Annotated in this window: 18 protein-coding genes; 7 read left to right on the forward strand and 11 right to left on the reverse strand. The window is 63.3% G+C overall.

Going from position 1 to position 15,477, the window contains the following annotated elements:
• Nucleotides 1–125 precede the first annotated feature (125 nt).
• Nucleotides 126–1,271: an alpha-hydroxy acid oxidase gene (locus CQ050_RS15805; RefSeq protein WP_105557769.1), complete on the forward strand. Its 1,146-nt coding sequence runs from the start codon at nucleotides 126–128 to the stop codon at nucleotides 1,269–1,271.
• 11 nt (nucleotides 1,272–1,282) lie between these two features.
• Here the strand turns inward: CQ050_RS15805 and CQ050_RS15810 are convergent, their stop codons facing one another.
• Nucleotides 1,283–2,194 carry a LysR family transcriptional regulator gene (locus CQ050_RS15810; protein WP_105557770.1) on the reverse strand — a complete coding sequence of 304 codons (912 nt, stop codon included), beginning with the start codon at nucleotides 2,192–2,194 and terminating at the stop codon, nucleotides 1,283–1,285.
• A gap of 111 nt (nucleotides 2,195–2,305) precedes the next feature.
• Between CQ050_RS15810 and CQ050_RS15815 the strand changes: the two genes are divergently transcribed.
• Entirely contained in the window at nucleotides 2,306–3,334 is a 1,029-nt protein-coding gene (locus CQ050_RS15815) for an NADP-dependent oxidoreductase (protein ID WP_105557771.1), read from the forward strand.
• A 19-nt stretch (nucleotides 3,335–3,353) separates the two neighbouring features.
• Here CQ050_RS15815 and CQ050_RS15820 read toward each other — a convergent pair whose 3' ends face one another.
• Nucleotides 3,354–3,782, reverse strand: coding sequence for a hypothetical protein (locus CQ050_RS15820; RefSeq protein WP_105557772.1), 429 nt, complete (start codon nucleotides 3,780–3,782; stop codon nucleotides 3,354–3,356).
• Between the two features lie 189 nt (nucleotides 3,783–3,971).
• On the opposite strand from CQ050_RS15820, the gene CQ050_RS15825 reads away from it, so the two are divergent.
• Both CQ050_RS15825 and CQ050_RS15830 read left to right on the forward strand, forming a co-directional pair.
• A complete protein-coding gene (locus CQ050_RS15825) occupies nucleotides 3,972–5,885 on the forward strand; it encodes a radical SAM protein (RefSeq protein ID WP_105557773.1) in 1,914 nt (637 codons plus the stop codon).
• A 132-nt stretch (nucleotides 5,886–6,017) separates the two neighbouring features.
• Nucleotides 6,018–6,371 carry a hypothetical protein gene (locus CQ050_RS15830; RefSeq protein WP_233214083.1) on the forward strand — a complete coding sequence of 118 codons (354 nt, stop codon included), beginning with the start codon at nucleotides 6,018–6,020 and terminating at the stop codon, nucleotides 6,369–6,371.
• 30 nt (nucleotides 6,372–6,401) lie between these two features.
• On the opposite strand, the gene CQ050_RS15835 is transcribed toward CQ050_RS15830, so the two are convergent.
• The 3 genes from CQ050_RS15835 to CQ050_RS15845 form a co-directional block, all read right to left on the reverse strand.
• Nucleotides 6,402–7,202, reverse strand: a complete 801-nt coding sequence (locus CQ050_RS15835; RefSeq protein WP_233214087.1) for a DUF899 domain-containing protein — start codon at nucleotides 7,200–7,202, stop codon at nucleotides 6,402–6,404.
• Nucleotides 7,203–7,323: 121 nt separating this feature from the next.
• Entirely contained in the window at nucleotides 7,324–8,130 is an 807-nt protein-coding gene (locus CQ050_RS15840; RefSeq protein WP_105557775.1) for a hypothetical protein, read from the reverse strand.
• Between the two features lie 70 nt (nucleotides 8,131–8,200).
• Nucleotides 8,201–8,857, reverse strand: coding sequence for a hypothetical protein (locus CQ050_RS15845; RefSeq protein WP_105557776.1), 657 nt, complete (start codon nucleotides 8,855–8,857; stop codon nucleotides 8,201–8,203).
• Nucleotides 8,858–9,002: 145 nt separating this feature from the next.
• Between CQ050_RS15845 and CQ050_RS15850 the strand changes: the two genes are divergently transcribed.
• Nucleotides 9,003–9,212 carry a hypothetical protein gene (locus tag CQ050_RS15850; RefSeq protein WP_105557777.1) on the forward strand — a complete coding sequence of 70 codons (210 nt, stop codon included), beginning with the start codon at nucleotides 9,003–9,005 and terminating at the stop codon, nucleotides 9,210–9,212.
• A gap of 89 nt (nucleotides 9,213–9,301) precedes the next feature.
• Here CQ050_RS15850 and CQ050_RS15855 read toward each other — a convergent pair whose 3' ends face one another.
• The 6 genes from CQ050_RS15855 to CQ050_RS15880 form a co-directional block, all read right to left on the reverse strand.
• Nucleotides 9,302–10,069 carry an aldolase/citrate lyase family protein gene (locus tag CQ050_RS15855; RefSeq protein ID WP_105557778.1) on the reverse strand — a complete coding sequence of 256 codons (768 nt, stop codon included), beginning with the start codon at nucleotides 10,067–10,069 and terminating at the stop codon, nucleotides 9,302–9,304.
• A 10-nt stretch (nucleotides 10,070–10,079) separates the two neighbouring features.
• The gene (hpaH, locus tag CQ050_RS15860; RefSeq protein WP_105557779.1) at nucleotides 10,080–10,862 is read right to left on the reverse strand and encodes a 2-oxo-hept-4-ene-1,7-dioate hydratase; all 783 of its coding nucleotides are present in this window, start codon (nucleotides 10,860–10,862) and stop codon (nucleotides 10,080–10,082) included.
• Nucleotides 10,863–10,875: 13 nt separating this feature from the next.
• On the reverse strand, nucleotides 10,876–11,745 hold the full coding sequence (locus tag CQ050_RS15865; protein ID WP_105557780.1) for a fumarylacetoacetate hydrolase family protein: 870 nt from the start codon (nucleotides 11,743–11,745) through the stop codon (nucleotides 10,876–10,878).
• Entirely contained in the window at nucleotides 11,742–12,629 is an 888-nt protein-coding gene (locus CQ050_RS15870) for an amidohydrolase (protein ID WP_105557781.1), read from the reverse strand. Before CQ050_RS15870 ends, CQ050_RS15865 begins: the two co-directional genes overlap by 4 nt.
• Nucleotides 12,630–12,641: 12 nt before the next feature.
• Entirely contained in the window at nucleotides 12,642–13,022 is a 381-nt protein-coding gene (locus tag CQ050_RS15875; protein ID WP_105557782.1) for a RidA family protein, read from the reverse strand.
• A 135-nt stretch (nucleotides 13,023–13,157) separates the two neighbouring features.
• On the reverse strand, nucleotides 13,158–14,126 hold the full coding sequence (locus CQ050_RS15880; RefSeq protein WP_105557783.1) for a tripartite tricarboxylate transporter substrate binding protein: 969 nt from the start codon (nucleotides 14,124–14,126) through the stop codon (nucleotides 13,158–13,160).
• A 248-nt stretch (nucleotides 14,127–14,374) separates the two neighbouring features.
• Between CQ050_RS15880 and CQ050_RS15885 the strand changes: the two genes are divergently transcribed.
• Nucleotides 14,375–15,007 carry a flavin reductase family protein gene (locus CQ050_RS15885; protein ID WP_105557784.1) on the forward strand — a complete coding sequence of 211 codons (633 nt, stop codon included), beginning with the start codon at nucleotides 14,375–14,377 and terminating at the stop codon, nucleotides 15,005–15,007.
• On the forward strand, nucleotides 15,004–15,477 hold a 474-nt coding region (locus CQ050_RS15890), incomplete at its 3' end, for an IclR family transcriptional regulator (protein ID WP_146121035.1). The genes CQ050_RS15885 and CQ050_RS15890, both read left to right, overlap by 4 nt.

Raw genomic sequence — 15,477 nt, forward strand, 5'->3', positions numbered from 1 at the left:
AGTTCGCAGCGATGGCGCCGGTTTGATTCGGCGGCGGATGGGTCGTTTGACGATATGATGACGACGGCGTAGCGGCCGTCGTCCGTACGCGTGTCTACCCGTGCAGCGTTGATAAGGGCCTTCCGATGCGTCTGAACCAGTGCCAGAATTTCCACGATTTTCGCCGCATGGCGCGCCAGCGGTTGCCCGGCCCGATCTTCAACTACATCGACGGCGCGGCCGACGACGAAACGACCTACCGCCGCAATACCCAGGCGTTCGAAGCCTGCGATCTGGTGCCCGACGTGCTGCGGGGCGTGGCGCAGGTGGACATGTCGGTGACCGTGATGGGCCAGAAGCTGGCGATGCCCGTGTATTGTTCGCCCACGGCGCTGCAACGCCTGTTTCATCACGATGGCGAACGCGCCGTTGCGGCGGCCGCAGGCAAGTACGGCACGATGTTCGGCGTGTCCTCGTTGGGCACCGTCAGCCTGGAAGAAGCGCGCAAAATCAGCGGCGGCCCCCAGGTCTACCAATTTTATTTTCACAAAGACCGGGGCCTGAACCGCGACATGATGGTGCGCGCCAAAGCCGCCGGCGTGCAGGTCATGATGCTGACGGTGGATAGCATCACTGGCGGCAACCGCGAACGCGACAAGCGCACCGGGTTCGCCATTCCGTTCCGGCTCAATCTGGCCGGCATCGCCCAGTTTGCGGCCAAGCCCGCCTGGGCATTCAACTATGTCACGCACGAACGGTTCCGGCTGCCGCAGCTGGACGGCCACGTCGACATGGGCGGCGGCGCCATGTCGATCAGCCGTTATTTCACCGAAATGCTGGATCCGGCGATGTCGTGGGACGACGTCGCCGACATGGTGCGGCAATGGGACGGCCAGTTTTGCCTGAAGGGCGTGATGTCGGTGGAAGACGCCAAACGGGCGGTCGACATCGGCTGCACCGGCATCGTGCTATCGAACCACGGCGGCCGGCAACTGGACGGTTCGCGTAGCGCCTTCGACCAGCTGGCTGAAATCGTGGACGCCGTGGGCGACCGGATCGACGTGATGATGGATGGCGGCGTGCAGCGCGGCACGCACGTGCTCAAGGCCCTGGCGCTGGGCGCCAAGGCGGTGGGGCTGGGCCGCTACTACCTGTTCCCGCTGGCCGCCGCCGGCCGGCCCGGCGTGGAGCGCTCGCTGGAACTGATGCGCATCGAGATCGAGCGCGCGATGAAGCTGATGGGCTGCAGGTCCGTGGCGGATCTGCAGCGGCGGCATTTGCGGTTTCGGTAAGCGGCGCGGGTTCAGGCTTCCACCAGGCCAGCCAGGCCGGCGCGTTCCGCGGCAATCCTGGGCGCGGTCCAGCCCCGCAGGCTTTCACGCAGCAACGATACCGCGGCCCGGCCACTTTCGTTCAGCCGTTTCGACGCGTACATGCCGAACTGCGCGCTCAGGCCGGAAGCGCCGTCCGGTCCGATCGAGATAATCCGCATGGTGTCGGGCCGCACGCATTCGGTCGTCAGCACCGCCACGCCCAGACCGTTTTCGACCGCCGCGATGGTGGCGCCCACATTGTGGCTGGTCAGCGCCACCCGGAAGTCGCGTCCCGCCGCGGTCAGCGCATCGAACACTAGCCGGCGCCACGAGCACGGCTCCGCGTACACGATCATGTCCAGCGGCTGGTCGGGGTCCGGCGCATCGTCGATGCCGCACACCCAGTGCAGGTCCACTGACCATGTTTCGACGGGCTCGTCCACAAAGCCGGCGCAAACGCCTACGGCCACATCCAGCGTGCCTTCCTGCCAGCGCGCGGCCAGTCTTTCGCCATCGTCCACCACGACCTCCAGATGCAGCTGGGGGCATGAACGTTTCAACCGGCCCAGGGCGGCGGGCAGGGCGGCTACCGCCACGTCTTCGGACAGGCCGATCCGGACGCTGCCTGCCACCGCGCGTTCCCGGAGCCGGGCCGCAGCCGCTTCGCCCAGCGCAAGGATGCGGTTGGCGTAGCTAAGCAGCAATTCGCCTTCGGTCGTGGGCGACATGCCGCGCCCCGTGCGGTGCAGCAGCCGCTTGCCCACCATTTCTTCCAGCCGCCGTATCTGCGTGCTTAGCGCCGACTGCGCCCGCCCGGCCTGGTCCGCGGCGCGGCTCAGGCTGCCATGGCGGCAAACGGCAACAAAGGTGCGCAACAGGGCAGGGTCGAAGTCGCCTGACATTATCAATCCGTTAAGTCTGCATTATGGGAATTCAGTCTACCTTTATCTCTCGAGGATGCCTAGGATCGAGTTGTTGCCAATCGGCCCACCTGAACCCCGGAGATTCCTCCCATGTCTGACCATCAAAACCTGCGCGTCGTCCTTGCCTCCCGCCCCGTCGGACGCCCCAAGCCCAGCGACTTCCGCTTTGAACATGCCCCCATTCCCGAACCTGGCGACGGCCAGGTGCTGCTGGAAATCCAGACCTTGTCCCTGGATCCCTATATGCGCTGGCGCGTCAGTGCCGCCAAGTCCTACGCGCCGCCGATTGAAATCGGTGACGTCATCGTTGGGGGCACGGTGGCCCGGATCAAGGCGTCCCGCCATCCCGACTGGCGCGAAGGCGAGATCGTGCTGTCTGAATCCGGCTGGCAACGCTACGCGCTGTCGGACGGCAGCGGCCTGCGCCGGCTCGACCCGGCCATTGCACCGCCGTCCACCGCATTGGGGGTATTGGGCATGCCGGGTTTCACCGCGTATGGCGGGCTGCTGAACATCGGCCAGCCCAAACCCGGTGAAACCGTCGTCGTCGCCGCCGCCAGCGGTGCGGTAGGCTCGATCGTGGGCCAGATCGCCCGCATTCACGGCGCGCGCGCCGTGGGCATCGCAGGTGGCCCCGAGAAATGCGCCTTCGTGAAAAATGAACTGGGCTTTGACGCGGTCGTCGATCACCACGCGCCCGATTTCGCGCAGAAATTGGCGGAAGCCTGCCCCGATGGCATCGACGTCTATTTCGAAAACGTCAGCGGCCACGTGTGGGATGCCGTGCTGCCGCTGCTGAACGACTTCGCCCGCGTGCCCGTGTGCGGCCTGATCGCGAACTACAACGACGACCCGGCGACATCAAGCGGCCCGGACCGCCTGCCCGCCACGATGCGCGAAGTCCTGGCCAGGCGGATCACGCTGCGGGGCTTCCTGGTGTTTGACTTCACGGATGCGCAGCATCAGGAGTTCCAGCGCCAGGCCGCGCAGTGGATCAAAGAAGGAAAGCTGCGGTGGCGTGAAGACGTGGTCGACGGGCTGGAGCAGGCGCCCCAGGCGTTCATCGGCCTGCTGGACGGGCGGAACTTCGGCAAGCTGGTGGTGCGCGTGGCGCCGTAACCGTTAACCGACGCTATCGTCAGCCGGCGTGATCGTCGGTCCGCCAGGGCTTGCGGCGCCGGGCCTTCGGTTTAGGCACTACCCCGAACCGGGGGTCCCGCGCGAGTGCAAGCTGTACAAGCCGGGCCGCGATAGCCTCGAACGCTTCGTCGCTCTGTGGCAGGTACAGCCACTTTCCCAGTTGTGGGTGAGGAACCAGACTTGGAAAGTCGGCCATCAGCGCCGCCTGGCGTTCATGCGACGTGCACACCATGACGCCGTCCCAGGGGGCTTCACGGTCGGCCACCACCAGATACAGCAGCCCGTCCAGGTACGCGGCATCGCAACCGAACATCTTCCGGCGTGCGTACTCGGCATCGCGCTCCAGCGGTTCAAGAATCCAAATCAGGGAATTCTGGCGGGCAGGGCGCTGTTTTCTGGGCGGGGCGAAGAGGTCTGGGTTGCGCATGGGCAAGGCGTGCGTGTCTGTTCGATGTTCGGGGTGAGCGTACAGGTTTCCTGGCGATTATCGATAGATCCCCAGGCGAATTTCAACATTGGAAGGCTCCCGCGTTTCAAGCGGGCGGCGGGCGAGTCGGCTGGCACTGCCTATAATTCCCCTAATCCCCGCTTTTTGACGGCAACCCTGCCGTGCCCCATGTCCACCTCGCCTGTACGCGTGCTGTCGGTCATCCCGCCGATGACGCAGCTTAATACCCCTTACCCGTCCACCGCCTACCTGACGGGCTTCCTGCGTTCGCGTGACGTCACCGCATTCCAGGAGGACCTGGCGTTGGCGCTAGTGTTGCGCCTGCTGTCCACCGACGGCCTGCGCGCCGTGGCGGCACGCATCGAGGCGATGCCCATTGCAAAACACACGCCTCCCATCCAGGCGTTCGTGGCGATGCAGTCACGCTACCTGTCCACCATCGGACCGACGATCGCCTTCCTGCAAGGCCGGGACTCCACCTTGGCGCACCGCATCGTCGGCCGCCATTTCCTGCCCGAAGGCCCCCGTTTCAGCTCGCTGGACGTTTACCTGGACGAAGACGGCGGCGACCCCCTGGGTTGGGCATTTGGGGCGCTGGGCCTGCACGACCGCGCCAAGCACCTGGCCACGCTGTACCTGAACGACCTGGCCGACGTGCTGCGCGACGCCATCGACCCGCGCTTTGAATTCGTGCGCTACGCCGAATCCCTGGCCGGCAGCCAGCCCACCTTCGATCCCTTGGCCAACGCCCTGGCGTCCCCGCCCACGCTGGTGGACGACACGCTGCGCGAACTGACGCTTGACGCGCTGGCCCGCCACACGCCGACCATGGTGCTGCTGTCGGTGCCGTTCCCCGGCGCCGTCTACGCCGCCTTCCGCATCGCCCAGACCATCAAGGCGCAAGATCCCAGCATCGTCACGGTGCTGGGCGGCGGCTTCGTCAACACCGAACTGCGCGAACTGAAAGATCCGCGCGTGTTCGACTACTTCGATTTCGTCTGCCTGGACGCCGGCGAACGCCCCTTGCTGGCGCTGCTGGAACACGTGCAAGGCAAGCGCTCGCGCCAGCGCCTGGTCCGTACCTTCGTGCGCAACAAGGACTCGGGCGCCGTCCAGTACGTGAACCTGGTCGAACCCGACGTGGCCTTTGCCGAAGTGGGCACGCCCACCTGGGACGGCCTGCCGCTGGACCGCTACCTGTCGCTGCTGGACATGCTGAACCCCATGAACCGCCTGTGGAGCGACGGCCGCTGGAACAAGCTGACCGTGGCGCATGGCTGCTACTGGAAGAAATGCAGCTTCTGCGACGTCAGCCTGGACTACATCGGCCGCTACGAAGGCGCGTCGGCGGCGGTGCTGGCCGACCGCATCGAAGCCATCGTGCAAGAAACCGGGCAAACCGGCTTTCACTTCGTCGACGAAGCCGCGCCGCCGAAATCCCTGAAGGCGCTGGCAACGGAACTGATCGATCGCAACGCCGGCATTTCGTGGTGGGGCAACATCCGGTTCGAAAAGACCTTCAGCCCGGAACTGTGCGAATTGCTGGCCGACAGCGGTTGCATCGCCGTATCAGGCGGCCTGGAAGTCGCGTCGGACCGGCTGCTGACCTTGATGAAGAAGGGCGTGTCGGTGGACCAGGTGGCGCGCGTCACCCGTGCGTTCACCGACGCCGGCATCCTGGTGCACGCGTACCTGATGTACGGTTTCCCCACGCAAACGGTGCAAGACACCGTGGATGCGCTGGAATATGTGCGGCAACTGTTCGAAAACGGCTGTATCCAAAGCGGATTCTTCCACCGGTTCGCCTGTACGGTGCATTCGCCGGTGGGCAAGAATCCCGAAGAATATGGGGTGACGCTACAGCCGCTGCCCGAGGTGACGTTCGCCAAGAACGATATCGGTTTTCATGACCCGACCGGCGTGGATCATGACGCGCTGGGTAAAGCGCTGAAGAAGGCGATTTATAACTACATGCACGGCATCGGGCTTGAAGAAGACGTGCGGACGTGGTTCCCGTTCAAGGTGCCAAAGACGACGGTGTCGCGGAACCGGATTGCCCGGGCGTTGAGCCAGCAGGGGTAAGTCGTCTTCTGCGTCCCGAAACGTCGCGCCGGGTATCATGGCATCGACGTGTTCACGGACCGGCTGCCCAGGCAGTCACAAGGTAGCTCGATGAGAAACAGACTTACCCTCCTGGCGCCATCGGCTGCGCTTTTGACCGCGCTTTTGACCGGGTGCGGCCCAAACAAGATCATCGTGGATCTGCCGTCGCCCCAGGGCCAATACCACGTTGAAGTGCGCAAATGCCCTCAACCGGGCGCCATGACATGGACCGAGAAAACCCAGGTGTCGGTCTTAAAGTCCGGCACATCAGAGAACTGCCAGTCCGCGGTGAATGCGCTGGCGCAATTCGGTTCTTTTTCGCCGGATGACCAACTGCAGTTGGAATGGATTTCCGACGTGGAGCTTAGGGCCTGGCATCCGAGCTTTGATCCCAAGTTCGGGCCTGCATCCGCCTCATACAAGCCCGACAATCCGGTCAAGATCATATTTGCGCCGGCCAAATAATCAGCGCGTCGTGCTTGGCAAGCGGGGTGGCTACGTCGACGGCTTCGCGCCGTCGCAATGCTCCCTGAACGCCTTCTCGCCCGCATCAGAGACTTCTACCCACTTCTGGTCCGGCGGCGCGCCCGCGACATAGCTGTCGTGCCAGTTCCACCACTGGTAGGCCGGCGTCTGGGGGTACCCTTCAGGGGAATCCTCCCAAGCCTCTTGCCGGCCCAGCGGCGTGATGTCCAGATAGTTCCACGTTCCACCCATCTGCTCGTCGCCGCGGTTATTCAAAAAGTACGTTCGGAATACGCGGTCTTCGTCGCGAAAGAACACGTTCGTTCCGTGCCATTCATTCACGCCAAAGTCCGTATCGAAACTATCGGTCAGCGTGAACCACGGCATCTTCCAGTCCATGCTCGCCTTCAAGCGCGCGATGTCCGCTTGCGGGGCGCGGGAAACGAAAACCAGTGTGGTGTCGCGAGCGTTCAGATGGGCCAGGTGGGCGACCTGATCGGCCACCATCGAGCAGCCACGGCACGCGTGTTCCGGCCAGCCGTAAACGCCGGGTTCGAAGAAGGCGCGGTAGACGATCAGTTGGCGGCGGCCGTCGAACAGGTCGCGCAGGGTGACGGAACCGTCAGGGCCTTCGAAGACGTATTCCTTGTCGGCAGGCGTCCAGGGCATGCGGCGGCGTTCGGCCGCCAGCGCGTCCCGGGCGCGGGTGTGGGCCTTCTCTTTCAGCAAGAGGCGCAGGCGGGCGGATTCCCATTCATCGGGGGTGACGATGGGGGGCGTGTGCATGGCGGTCTGGTTGACACGGCCGTTGGATGGGGTAGGCGTGGTCATGGCTAAGAATCCTCCGAAGTGCGGTGATGTAAAGACAGTTTTGCACCATCGGAGGCCGCCGGGGAGTAACAAATGTGGCGCTATTTCAGTGGCTTACTGGCGGCAGCGCGCCCGTTGTCTACTAGTCTTGTTGCGCGTCGAATTCGCTGCGGTTGAGCAATTCCAGGCACAACGTATCGAACCACTGCAACCCCAACGGATATTCCGTTTCACCCGTGCGCGTGCTGTCGAATTCGTCGTCCAAACGCAAACCGAAAAAGGCGTCCAGCGGGGGCGTGCCGGGTTGGCGGGTCGCCGAGACCAGTTGTCGTCCTGCCTGTGCGATGTCGCCCGGAAGCGCGTCTACAGCCGCCCCTGTCTGTACGCATCGTGCAATTTCCTGCTCGACGCGCGCCTTTAACCGGGCCTCTTCAGATTCGGACATGGTGTCCAGCTCGAAGGTTTCCAATAGCAGATATGCGTCGCGGTGGGCCTCCAGAAACGTGATGGTTTCGTCAAGGCCGGCGAGCAGGTCGTCAACCTCCGGAGGCGGCGCCGGCTCCGGATCCACGGATGTGGCTTGGCCAGACGCGAATACCTGCTTCAGTCGGCTGATAAAGGACGGCGACTGCGGCGTGGCGGCAGGTTGCGGCCCACCTACCGATAGGCGGGCCGCCGCGCGCACAATCTCCGCGAAGCGTTTCACCCGCTGGAATCCGGTATCGAATTCGCTGCTGATCGCATACAGGCGCGGCTTTTCGTTGGACTCGTCGCTATCGAAACCCTCGTCCACGAGCGATGCGCAAAGCTGTGGATCTCCCGACATCAGCAGGCGGTACATGAATGGCACGGCGTAAGGCCATTCGGACAGGCCGGAAATTGTCTCGGGGCGGTCTGCGTAGGAGCTGGGGCGATTGCTCAAGCTGTAGAGATAGGAGCGATTGGCCATGGATAGTCCGAGAGAAAAGGGAACAGGTGATTGACACGGTACGGCGTCAGACCGAGCTGATAGCGCGGCACTAACGGCCCGTTTGCCAAGCAAACGATACATGGGTTGTGCGCTGCAGCGGCAAGGAAATGCTGGCGAACCGCGCTTCGATGCGATCGCGCTCCCGCGCATCGATGCGTTCGCCAAGCACCAACGGCAGCCGCCGGCAACGGGCGAGCGCATCGGCTACGCCAATCTGCAGCAGTTCAGCCGTTGCACGTGCCGCAGTAGCGATGCGGTCCGCCGGGCACGTCATCAGGTGCAGATCGTACTCAGCGTAAAGGTCGCGCGAGATGCCGGGCAATGGCTGCGGCGCGTTGCCACCGCTATAAAACTCCCCACGATCCAAAAATGCATCCTGCTCGGCGTAGTGCTCAAGCGCAGCCGCATAATCTTCAAGCTGTGAAAGCGGCTGCTGCCGTTTTTGAACGCTTAGCACGTCGGCAAAGGTGGCGGCCTCTAGATAAGTGACCAGCCCATGCTCGACGGCGAATGCGGGATGTTCCTCGCCTTCTTCATTGACCACGGGCTCGATCTCGTCTTCGCTGCAAGACAAATAGATCTGCGCCTTAACGAGCGGAACGCCATCCGTCACGTAGACCCAGGAATAGCGGTCCCATACATCCCTATCGTCGTGACAGGCAGCGATGGCTTCGATGCTGTCTAGAAGGCTTAAAAGCTTGGCCATGGAGAATCTATCTGTCGAAAGGGACGATGATGCCAGATCACGGCTCCGCTAACTCACACCCGCAGTCTGACACCATTTTTTACTGAGCCACGCGGCCGCATGCGGCATCCTCGCCCGTACACTACCCGGATCATCAAGGAGCGATATGTCGATGCAGAAGTTGGGCCGTTACGGGGTAGTGCTGTTTCTTGCTGCGCTGAGTTCCGGGTGTTCTTCAATCGTTGGCGAATGCGGACTGGTCCGCAGCAGCTGCATGTATGAAGGCCAATACGAGCAGGGCGAGGAAGACTACGCGGAAGAGGAAGCGCAGCGCTTGAACAAGCAGTCGACGGATCGGTTGCGCCGAAGCAATTGATCTCCGGAATATGGCGTCAGACTGCATTTTGGGTAGGAGTTGAATGGCCTTGTGTCAGACGACCCATGTCAGACGACCGGTCAAGGCCGTCACACTCCCGCAAACCGCCCCGCCAACGCATCGCAATATCGCACCAGAATCGCCGCGTCCACGCCGACAGCCGTAAACAAGCTACCCGCTTCGATATACCGACGCGCCAGCGCCTCATCTCCCGTCAACACCCCCGGCGCCTTGCCGGCGGCGCGCACCCGGCGAATCGCGTTTTCCACTTCCGCCACCACCTTCGGATGCTGCGGCTCGCCCGGATACCCCAGGCTGGCAGCCAGATCCGCGGGGCCGATAAACACCCCATCGACGCCATCCACCGCAATCATGGCGTCCAGGTTCTCTAGCGCTTCGCCCGTCTCGGCCTGCACCAGTAAACACAGTTCTTCTTCGCACCGGCGCATATAGTCCGGCACGCGCCCATACCGCGTCGCGCGCATGGTGCCGCTGACACCGCGCACGCCGCGCGGCGCATAACGCATACCGGCCACCGCGCTTTGCGCCTCGTCCGCGTTCTGCACATACGGCAGCAGCAACGTCTGCGCGCCGATATCCAGATACTGCTTGATCTGCACCTTGTCATTCCAAGACGGACGCACCACCGGATGGCTCTTATACGCGCCAGCCGCCTGCAACTGCGCCATTACCGTCGGCAGCACCACGGGCGTGTGCTCGGTATCCAGCAGCAGCCAATCAAAGCCGCTGGCCGCGACCAGTTCGGTACTGTTCGCAGCCCCAAGCGTGACCCACAGCCCGGTTTGATGGCGCTGTTCACGCAGCGCGCGTTTGAACGTATTGATCGGAAGTTCCATGCGCGCCGCCTTATGAGAAATGCACCGAGATGCTGCCCAGCTTGCCGTAGTCGGCATGCAGCGTGTCGCCGCGCTTCACCGCAACGGTGCGTGTGAAAGACCCCGCCAGCACGATGTGCCCGGCTTCCAGCCCGGCGTCGTGCTGGGCAAGCTTGTTCGCCAACCAAGCAATACCCAACGCCGGATGCCCCAGCACGGCCGCCGACACGCCTGATTCCTCGATCACACCATTTTTAAGCAGCAGGGCGCCGACCCAGCGCAGATCAATATCCATCGGCCGCACCGGTCGGCCGCCCAGCACGATGCCGGCACACGCCGCGTTGTCGGCAATGTTGTCCACGATGCGGCGCGGGTATTTACTGCGGCCGTCAATCAGTTCCAGCGCGGGCACCACATAATCCGTGGCATCCAGCACGTCGAACAAGCTGACGTCCGGCCCTTGCAGCGGCTTGCCCAGCACGAAGGCCAGTTCGACTTCCACGCGCGGCACGATCAGTTTGTCGGTGGGAATCGTCTGCCCGTCTTGATAGAACATCGTGTCCAGCAAATGGCCGTAATCGGGCTCGTCGATACCCACGGTGCTTTGCATGGCCTTGGAGGTCAGGCCGATCTTGTGGCCGCGCAGCTTGGCGCCGTCGGCAATCTTCTGGTCGATATTGCGTTGCTGGATGGCGTACGCATCCGCAATCTCGATGCCGGGAAACGCCTGGTCAAGCTGCGTGGTGGGCACGCCGCTGCGCTCGGCTTCAAGCAGCAGGCTGGCCGCGCGGGCGCGGTCTTCATCGTTAAGCATGGAAGGCTCCTGATCAATGCGCGGCGACTTCGTCGGCCACGGGGTTGGACAACACGCCGATGCCGGCAACTTCGACTTCAACCACGTCGCCCGGCTTCAAGAAGCGCGGCGGCGTGAAGCGCACGCCTGCGCCGATGGGCGTGCCGGTGGAGATCACATCGCCGGGTTGCAGCGTGGTCCAGATGGAGATGTAGCGGATCAGTTCCGCGAATGGAAACATCAGGTTGTCGGTGGCGTCTTGCTGTCGCAGCTCGCCGTTCACGCGCGTGGCCACCGTCAACGGCGCGGCGGGATCGAATTCGTCCGCCGTCACCATCCACGGCCCCATCGAACCGCTGGCGTCAAAGTTCTTGCCCTGCGTCACGTTGAACTTGCCGTGCTTGATCCAGTCGCGCACCGTGCCTTCGTTCAGGCAGGTCAGGCCCGCGATGTGGCTCCAGGCGTCTTCGGCCGCAATGCGGCGTCCGGCCTTGCCGATGATGATGGCGATCTCGCCTTCGTAATCCAGCTGCTCGGATTCCGGTGGGCGCAGCAAGGGTTCGCCATGGCCCACGAACGAACCGGGAAAGCGCGGGAACACGCTGGGGTAGGCGGGCGGCGCGCTGCCGTCTTTATATTCTTCGTTGCGCTTGCCGTAGTTCACGCCGACGCAGATGATTTTTTCTGGCGAGGGAATTGGCGGCAACAGCCGCACGTCGTTTAGCTTGTGCGTGGCAAGAAGCGAGTCCGCCAATTTGGCCAGCGCGGGCAGGGCATCGGCTTCCAGCGCAGCGCGCAGGCTGTCATAACCATGGCCATGTCCATCCAAGGCCACGATCTGGTCCTGGCCGCGCAGCGCGCCAAAGTGCGTGCGGCCTTGATGCGTATAAGTCAGCAGTTTCATTCGTCGAATCCAAACAAGCGAGCGGGGTTGTCCACCAGGATTTTCTTAAGCGTCGCGGCGTCGCCCGCATAGCGCGCCAACTGGTCCACCAACTGGCCCTCGTCGGGCGTGGGCTTGGTGGAGACGGGATGCGGCCAGTCGCTGCCCCACACCACGCGGTCGGGGTTGGCGGCGATCAGCGCTTGCGCAAGCGGCGTCACGTCGTCCCAAGGCGGGCCGGCGCGAGAGATTTTTTCCGTCAACGACAACATCACCCAGAAGTTGCCGCGCCTTAGCAACGACTCCACCAGTTGGCGAGTCGGATCTGCCGCGCCTGCAGTGGGATCGGCACGCCCCATGTGATCCAGCAGCACCGGAATATCCAGCCCTTCAAACTGCGCCGCCTGCGCCATCATGCCGTCGGGCTCCGGCTGAAACTTGGCGTACCAGCCCAGTTCACGAATGCGCGCAATCGCGCGGTCAAACACAGCCGGCGCCATGCTGATGCCCAAGCCCTGACGCGTGAACCGCGCCCCGCGCACGCCCGCGTCGTGCAGCTTCTGAATGTAGGCGTCGTCACGCTCGGCCAGCACCACCGCGTTCGCGCAACCGCGATACGACGGGCCGGCGGCGGCCAGGCCGTCCAGCACCACCTGATGATCCGCCCCGTAGGTGGTGGCCTGCACGATCACGCCGCGTTCGATGCCCAGCAGGCGGTGCAGGCCCAGCGCGGTCTCGATGGTGGCGCTGGGCATCTCGTACGCCGCGCCGGGGCGCACGGGGTAGCGATCCGCGGGGCCGAATACGTGAAACTGGCTATCGCAGGAGTGCGGCGGAAGGTGGGTAGCAGGGGCGGTCGGATAGGGGTTGAACGGCTGATATTGCGAGGGTTGATACTGTGCCATCGTCTGTCTCCCTTATCCGATCACGGCAACAAAATCGCATTCGATCAGCTTGTCGCCATCCAGATCGGCCTGCATCGTGTGGCGCGCCGGGCGGTTATCCGCATCCGGAAACGCTTGCAACCACACCGCATTCAGCGCCGCGCGCTGGCTGCGGTCGCGCATCCACACCGTCATCTTGGCGATGTGATCCAGCGTGCCGCCACCCGCTTCCACAATGCGCCGCACGTGGTCGAACATCAGTTCGCACTGGCGTTCCAGCGACGCGCCATACGCGCCCGTGGCGGGGTCGGTGCCTTGGATGCTGCCCGAATACAGCAAGGGTCCAATCCGGCACGCGGCCGGAATGGGATTCTTGTGGCTGAAGCCTTCGGCGTAAATGCTGCGTCTGCTCATGGCGGGTTCCGTTTGCAAAGAAGAGGGTGGGGCGGCATCGCGGCCATGACCAGGCAAGGCCGCGATGCGTTCGGTTTTCAGGGCGTAGCTACTGGCGGTCAGGCAAGGCTGCGGTCCGGCGGCGGTGGTCTGGCCTTAGTTCGCCGTGATGCCCGCACGCTTGATGATCGGCGTCCAGCGCGCGTCTTCCGACGCCAGATAGCGTGTGAATTCCTCGGGCGTACTGCCGCGCGCCTCGGCGCCCAGCTCATCAAAACGCTGAATAATCGTCGGCTGCGCCAGAATCTTCGTCAGCGCTTCGCTCAAGCGCTTCTGCACATCCGGCGGCGTGCCCTTCGGCGCCAGCAGCCCGGTAAACGTGGCCGCCTCCATGCCCTGCACACCCGCTTCCGCAAACGTCGGCACGTCCGGCATCGACGGCACGCGCTTGGCCGTCGTCACCGCCAAGGCGCGCAAGCGGCCTTCCTTCACATACGGCAGCGCCACCGAAATCTGATCAAAGTTGAAATCCACCTGGCCGCCCAACAGATCGGTTGTGGCCGGCGCGTTGCCCTTGTACTGCGCCGTCGTCCAACGCGCGCCCGTCAACGACTGCAACAGCTCGCTGACCAGATGATTCGTGGTCCCCGCACCCGGAGACGCCATGTTCAGCTTGCCCGGCTCCTTCTTCGCCAGCGCCAACAACTCAGCCAGCGTCTGCGTCGGCAAGCCCGGCTTCACCTGCAACACCAGCGGCGTGTACGACACCGAACTGATCGGCGCAAAGTCCCGATCCCACTTGTACGCATCCCGCTTGAAAATCAGCGGCGAGAACAGCAGCGGCCCGTTCGCCGCCATGAACAAGGTGTAGCCATCAGGCTCGGACCGCGCCACCTGCTCGCCGGCAATCATGCCGCCCGCACCCGGCTTGTTCTCGACAATAAACGGCTGCCCAAACGCCGCCTGCAAACCCGGCGCAATCAGCCGCGCCGCCACATCCACATTGCCGCCCGGCGGATAGGGCACCACGATCTTCACGGGCTTCTCGGGCCACGCGGCGTGCGCCATGGAAGTCAGAACGGTCAGCGCCACCGTGGCGCAGGCGCGAAGCGCATTGCGATGCATGGGTTGTCTCCTGGTCGTGTCATCACGTTTTGTTTGTTGTGTTTGACGACACTCTAGAAAGTCCCGCGCCGCTGAACAATCCGAATTTCAAGAAAAGTTCCGGATGTTGGACTCTTTTGGCAGGTTGCTTTGCGGGTGGCTTCTGGCATGACCGCATTTCGCCGCAGAATTACCCTGGGCGCCTATTGCGCACGCGGTTTTATTCATTGTTGAATGTTCAATATCCGGACTACGGAGCCAGACCCATCATGCACTTTCCCGCCAGCGACCTGAACCCCGAACAAACCTACCGCCTGATGAGCGGCATCGTCGTGCCCCGGCCCATCGCCTGGATCAGCAGCGTCAACGCCCACGGTGGCGTCAATCTGGCTCCGTTCAGCTGCTACACCTTCGTCTCAAACAAACCACCCATGATCGGCGTCAACATCGGCCGCAAAGCCGGCAAACGCAAAGACACCGCCGAGAACATCCTGGCCAACCGCCACTTCGTCGTCAACGTTGGCGACGAAACCCTGCTTGATCCCCTGCACGACAGCGCACAAGAACACCCGCCCGAAATCAGCGAGGTCGACGTGCTGGGCTTAAGCGTGCTTCCCGGCGCGGTTATCGACACCCCCCGACTTGCCGCCGCACCCATCAGCCTGGAATGCCGCTTTCATAGCGTCACCCCGTTTGGCGACACCGGCGCGGAGTTCTTCGTGGGCGAAGTCGTGATGTTCCATATTCGCGATGGCCTGCTGCAAGACGGCAAGATCGATACGGCATTACTACGCCCCATCTGCCGCATCGGCGGGCCGAACTACGCATCGCTAGGCCCCATCGTCACCAAGCGCGGTATTCAGCAGACGCCAAAATCCATTATCAAACCGGAGGCAAAGTGAGCGAATCAGACGATAAAACCGCATCCGGCGCGCAGACCGTGCGCAGAGCCTTGGCGCTGATGCGGCTGATTGCCTGCGGACAAGAGCGCGGCGTGCGGCTGGTGGATCTGGAACGCATGTCCGGCTTGAATCGGCCCACCGTGCATCGCTTGCTGAAGACGCTGGTGCAAGAGGGCGCGGTTGAACAGGATTCAGAAACGCGACGGTATTTGATCGGGCAAGAGATCAGTTTGCTGGGGCTTGCAAGGACGCGACGCTTTCCGCTGCTGACGCTGGCGGACCCGTATATGAGCGAGCTGGCCGATCAGGTGGGGGATACGGTGTTTTTGAGTATTCGACATGGGCACGATTCGATATGTATTGGGCGGCGGACGGGCAGGCATCCGATACAGGTGCTGTCGATTGAGGTTGGGGTTAGACGGCCGCTGGGCGTGGGGGTGTCGGGGGTGGCGTTGTTGGCGATTTTGGGC

This window comes from Achromobacter sp. MYb9 (assembly GCF_002975275.1).
Taxonomy (GTDB): Bacteria; Pseudomonadota; Gammaproteobacteria; order Burkholderiales; family Burkholderiaceae_B; genus Achromobacter.

Excerpts from the sequence above, each read along its gene's own strand:
- CQ050_RS15845 (WP_105557776.1), bottom strand. The coding sequence starts at position 8,857 with ATGGCCAAGCTTTTAAGCCTTCTAGACAGCATCGAAGCCATCGCTGCC.
- CQ050_RS15835 (WP_233214087.1), bottom strand. The coding sequence starts at position 7,202 with ATGACCACGCCTACCCCATCCAACGGCCGTGTCAACCAGACCGCCATG.
- CQ050_RS15825 (WP_105557773.1), top strand. The coding sequence starts at position 3,972 with ATGTCCACCTCGCCTGTACGCGTGCTGTCGGTCATCCCGCCGATGACG.
- CQ050_RS15880 (WP_105557783.1), bottom strand. The coding sequence starts at position 14,126 with ATGCATCGCAATGCGCTTCGCGCCTGCGCCACGGTGGCGCTGACCGTT.
- CQ050_RS15870 (WP_105557781.1), bottom strand. The coding sequence starts at position 12,629 with ATGGCACAGTATCAACCCTCGCAATATCAGCCGTTCAACCCCTATCCG.
- hpaH (WP_105557779.1), bottom strand. The coding sequence starts at position 10,862 with ATGCTTAACGATGAAGACCGCGCCCGCGCGGCCAGCCTGCTGCTTGAA.
- CQ050_RS15865 (WP_105557780.1), bottom strand. The coding sequence starts at position 11,745 with ATGAAACTGCTGACTTATACGCATCAAGGCCGCACGCACTTTGGCGCG.
- CQ050_RS15850 (WP_105557777.1), top strand. The coding sequence starts at position 9,003 with ATGTCGATGCAGAAGTTGGGCCGTTACGGGGTAGTGCTGTTTCTTGCT.
- CQ050_RS15875 (WP_105557782.1), bottom strand. The coding sequence starts at position 13,022 with ATGAGCAGACGCAGCATTTACGCCGAAGGCTTCAGCCACAAGAATCCC.
- CQ050_RS15855 (WP_105557778.1), bottom strand. The coding sequence starts at position 10,069 with ATGGAACTTCCGATCAATACGTTCAAACGCGCGCTGCGTGAACAGCGC.
- CQ050_RS15885 (WP_105557784.1), top strand. The coding sequence starts at position 14,375 with ATGCACTTTCCCGCCAGCGACCTGAACCCCGAACAAACCTACCGCCTG.
- CQ050_RS15815 (WP_105557771.1), top strand. The coding sequence starts at position 2,306 with ATGTCTGACCATCAAAACCTGCGCGTCGTCCTTGCCTCCCGCCCCGTC.
- CQ050_RS15840 (WP_105557775.1), bottom strand. The coding sequence starts at position 8,130 with ATGGCCAATCGCTCCTATCTCTACAGCTTGAGCAATCGCCCCAGCTCC.
- CQ050_RS15805 (WP_105557769.1), top strand. The coding sequence starts at position 126 with ATGCGTCTGAACCAGTGCCAGAATTTCCACGATTTTCGCCGCATGGCG.
- CQ050_RS15810 (WP_105557770.1), bottom strand. The coding sequence starts at position 2,194 with ATGTCAGGCGACTTCGACCCTGCCCTGTTGCGCACCTTTGTTGCCGTT.
- CQ050_RS15820 (WP_105557772.1), bottom strand. The coding sequence starts at position 3,782 with ATGCGCAACCCAGACCTCTTCGCCCCGCCCAGAAAACAGCGCCCTGCC.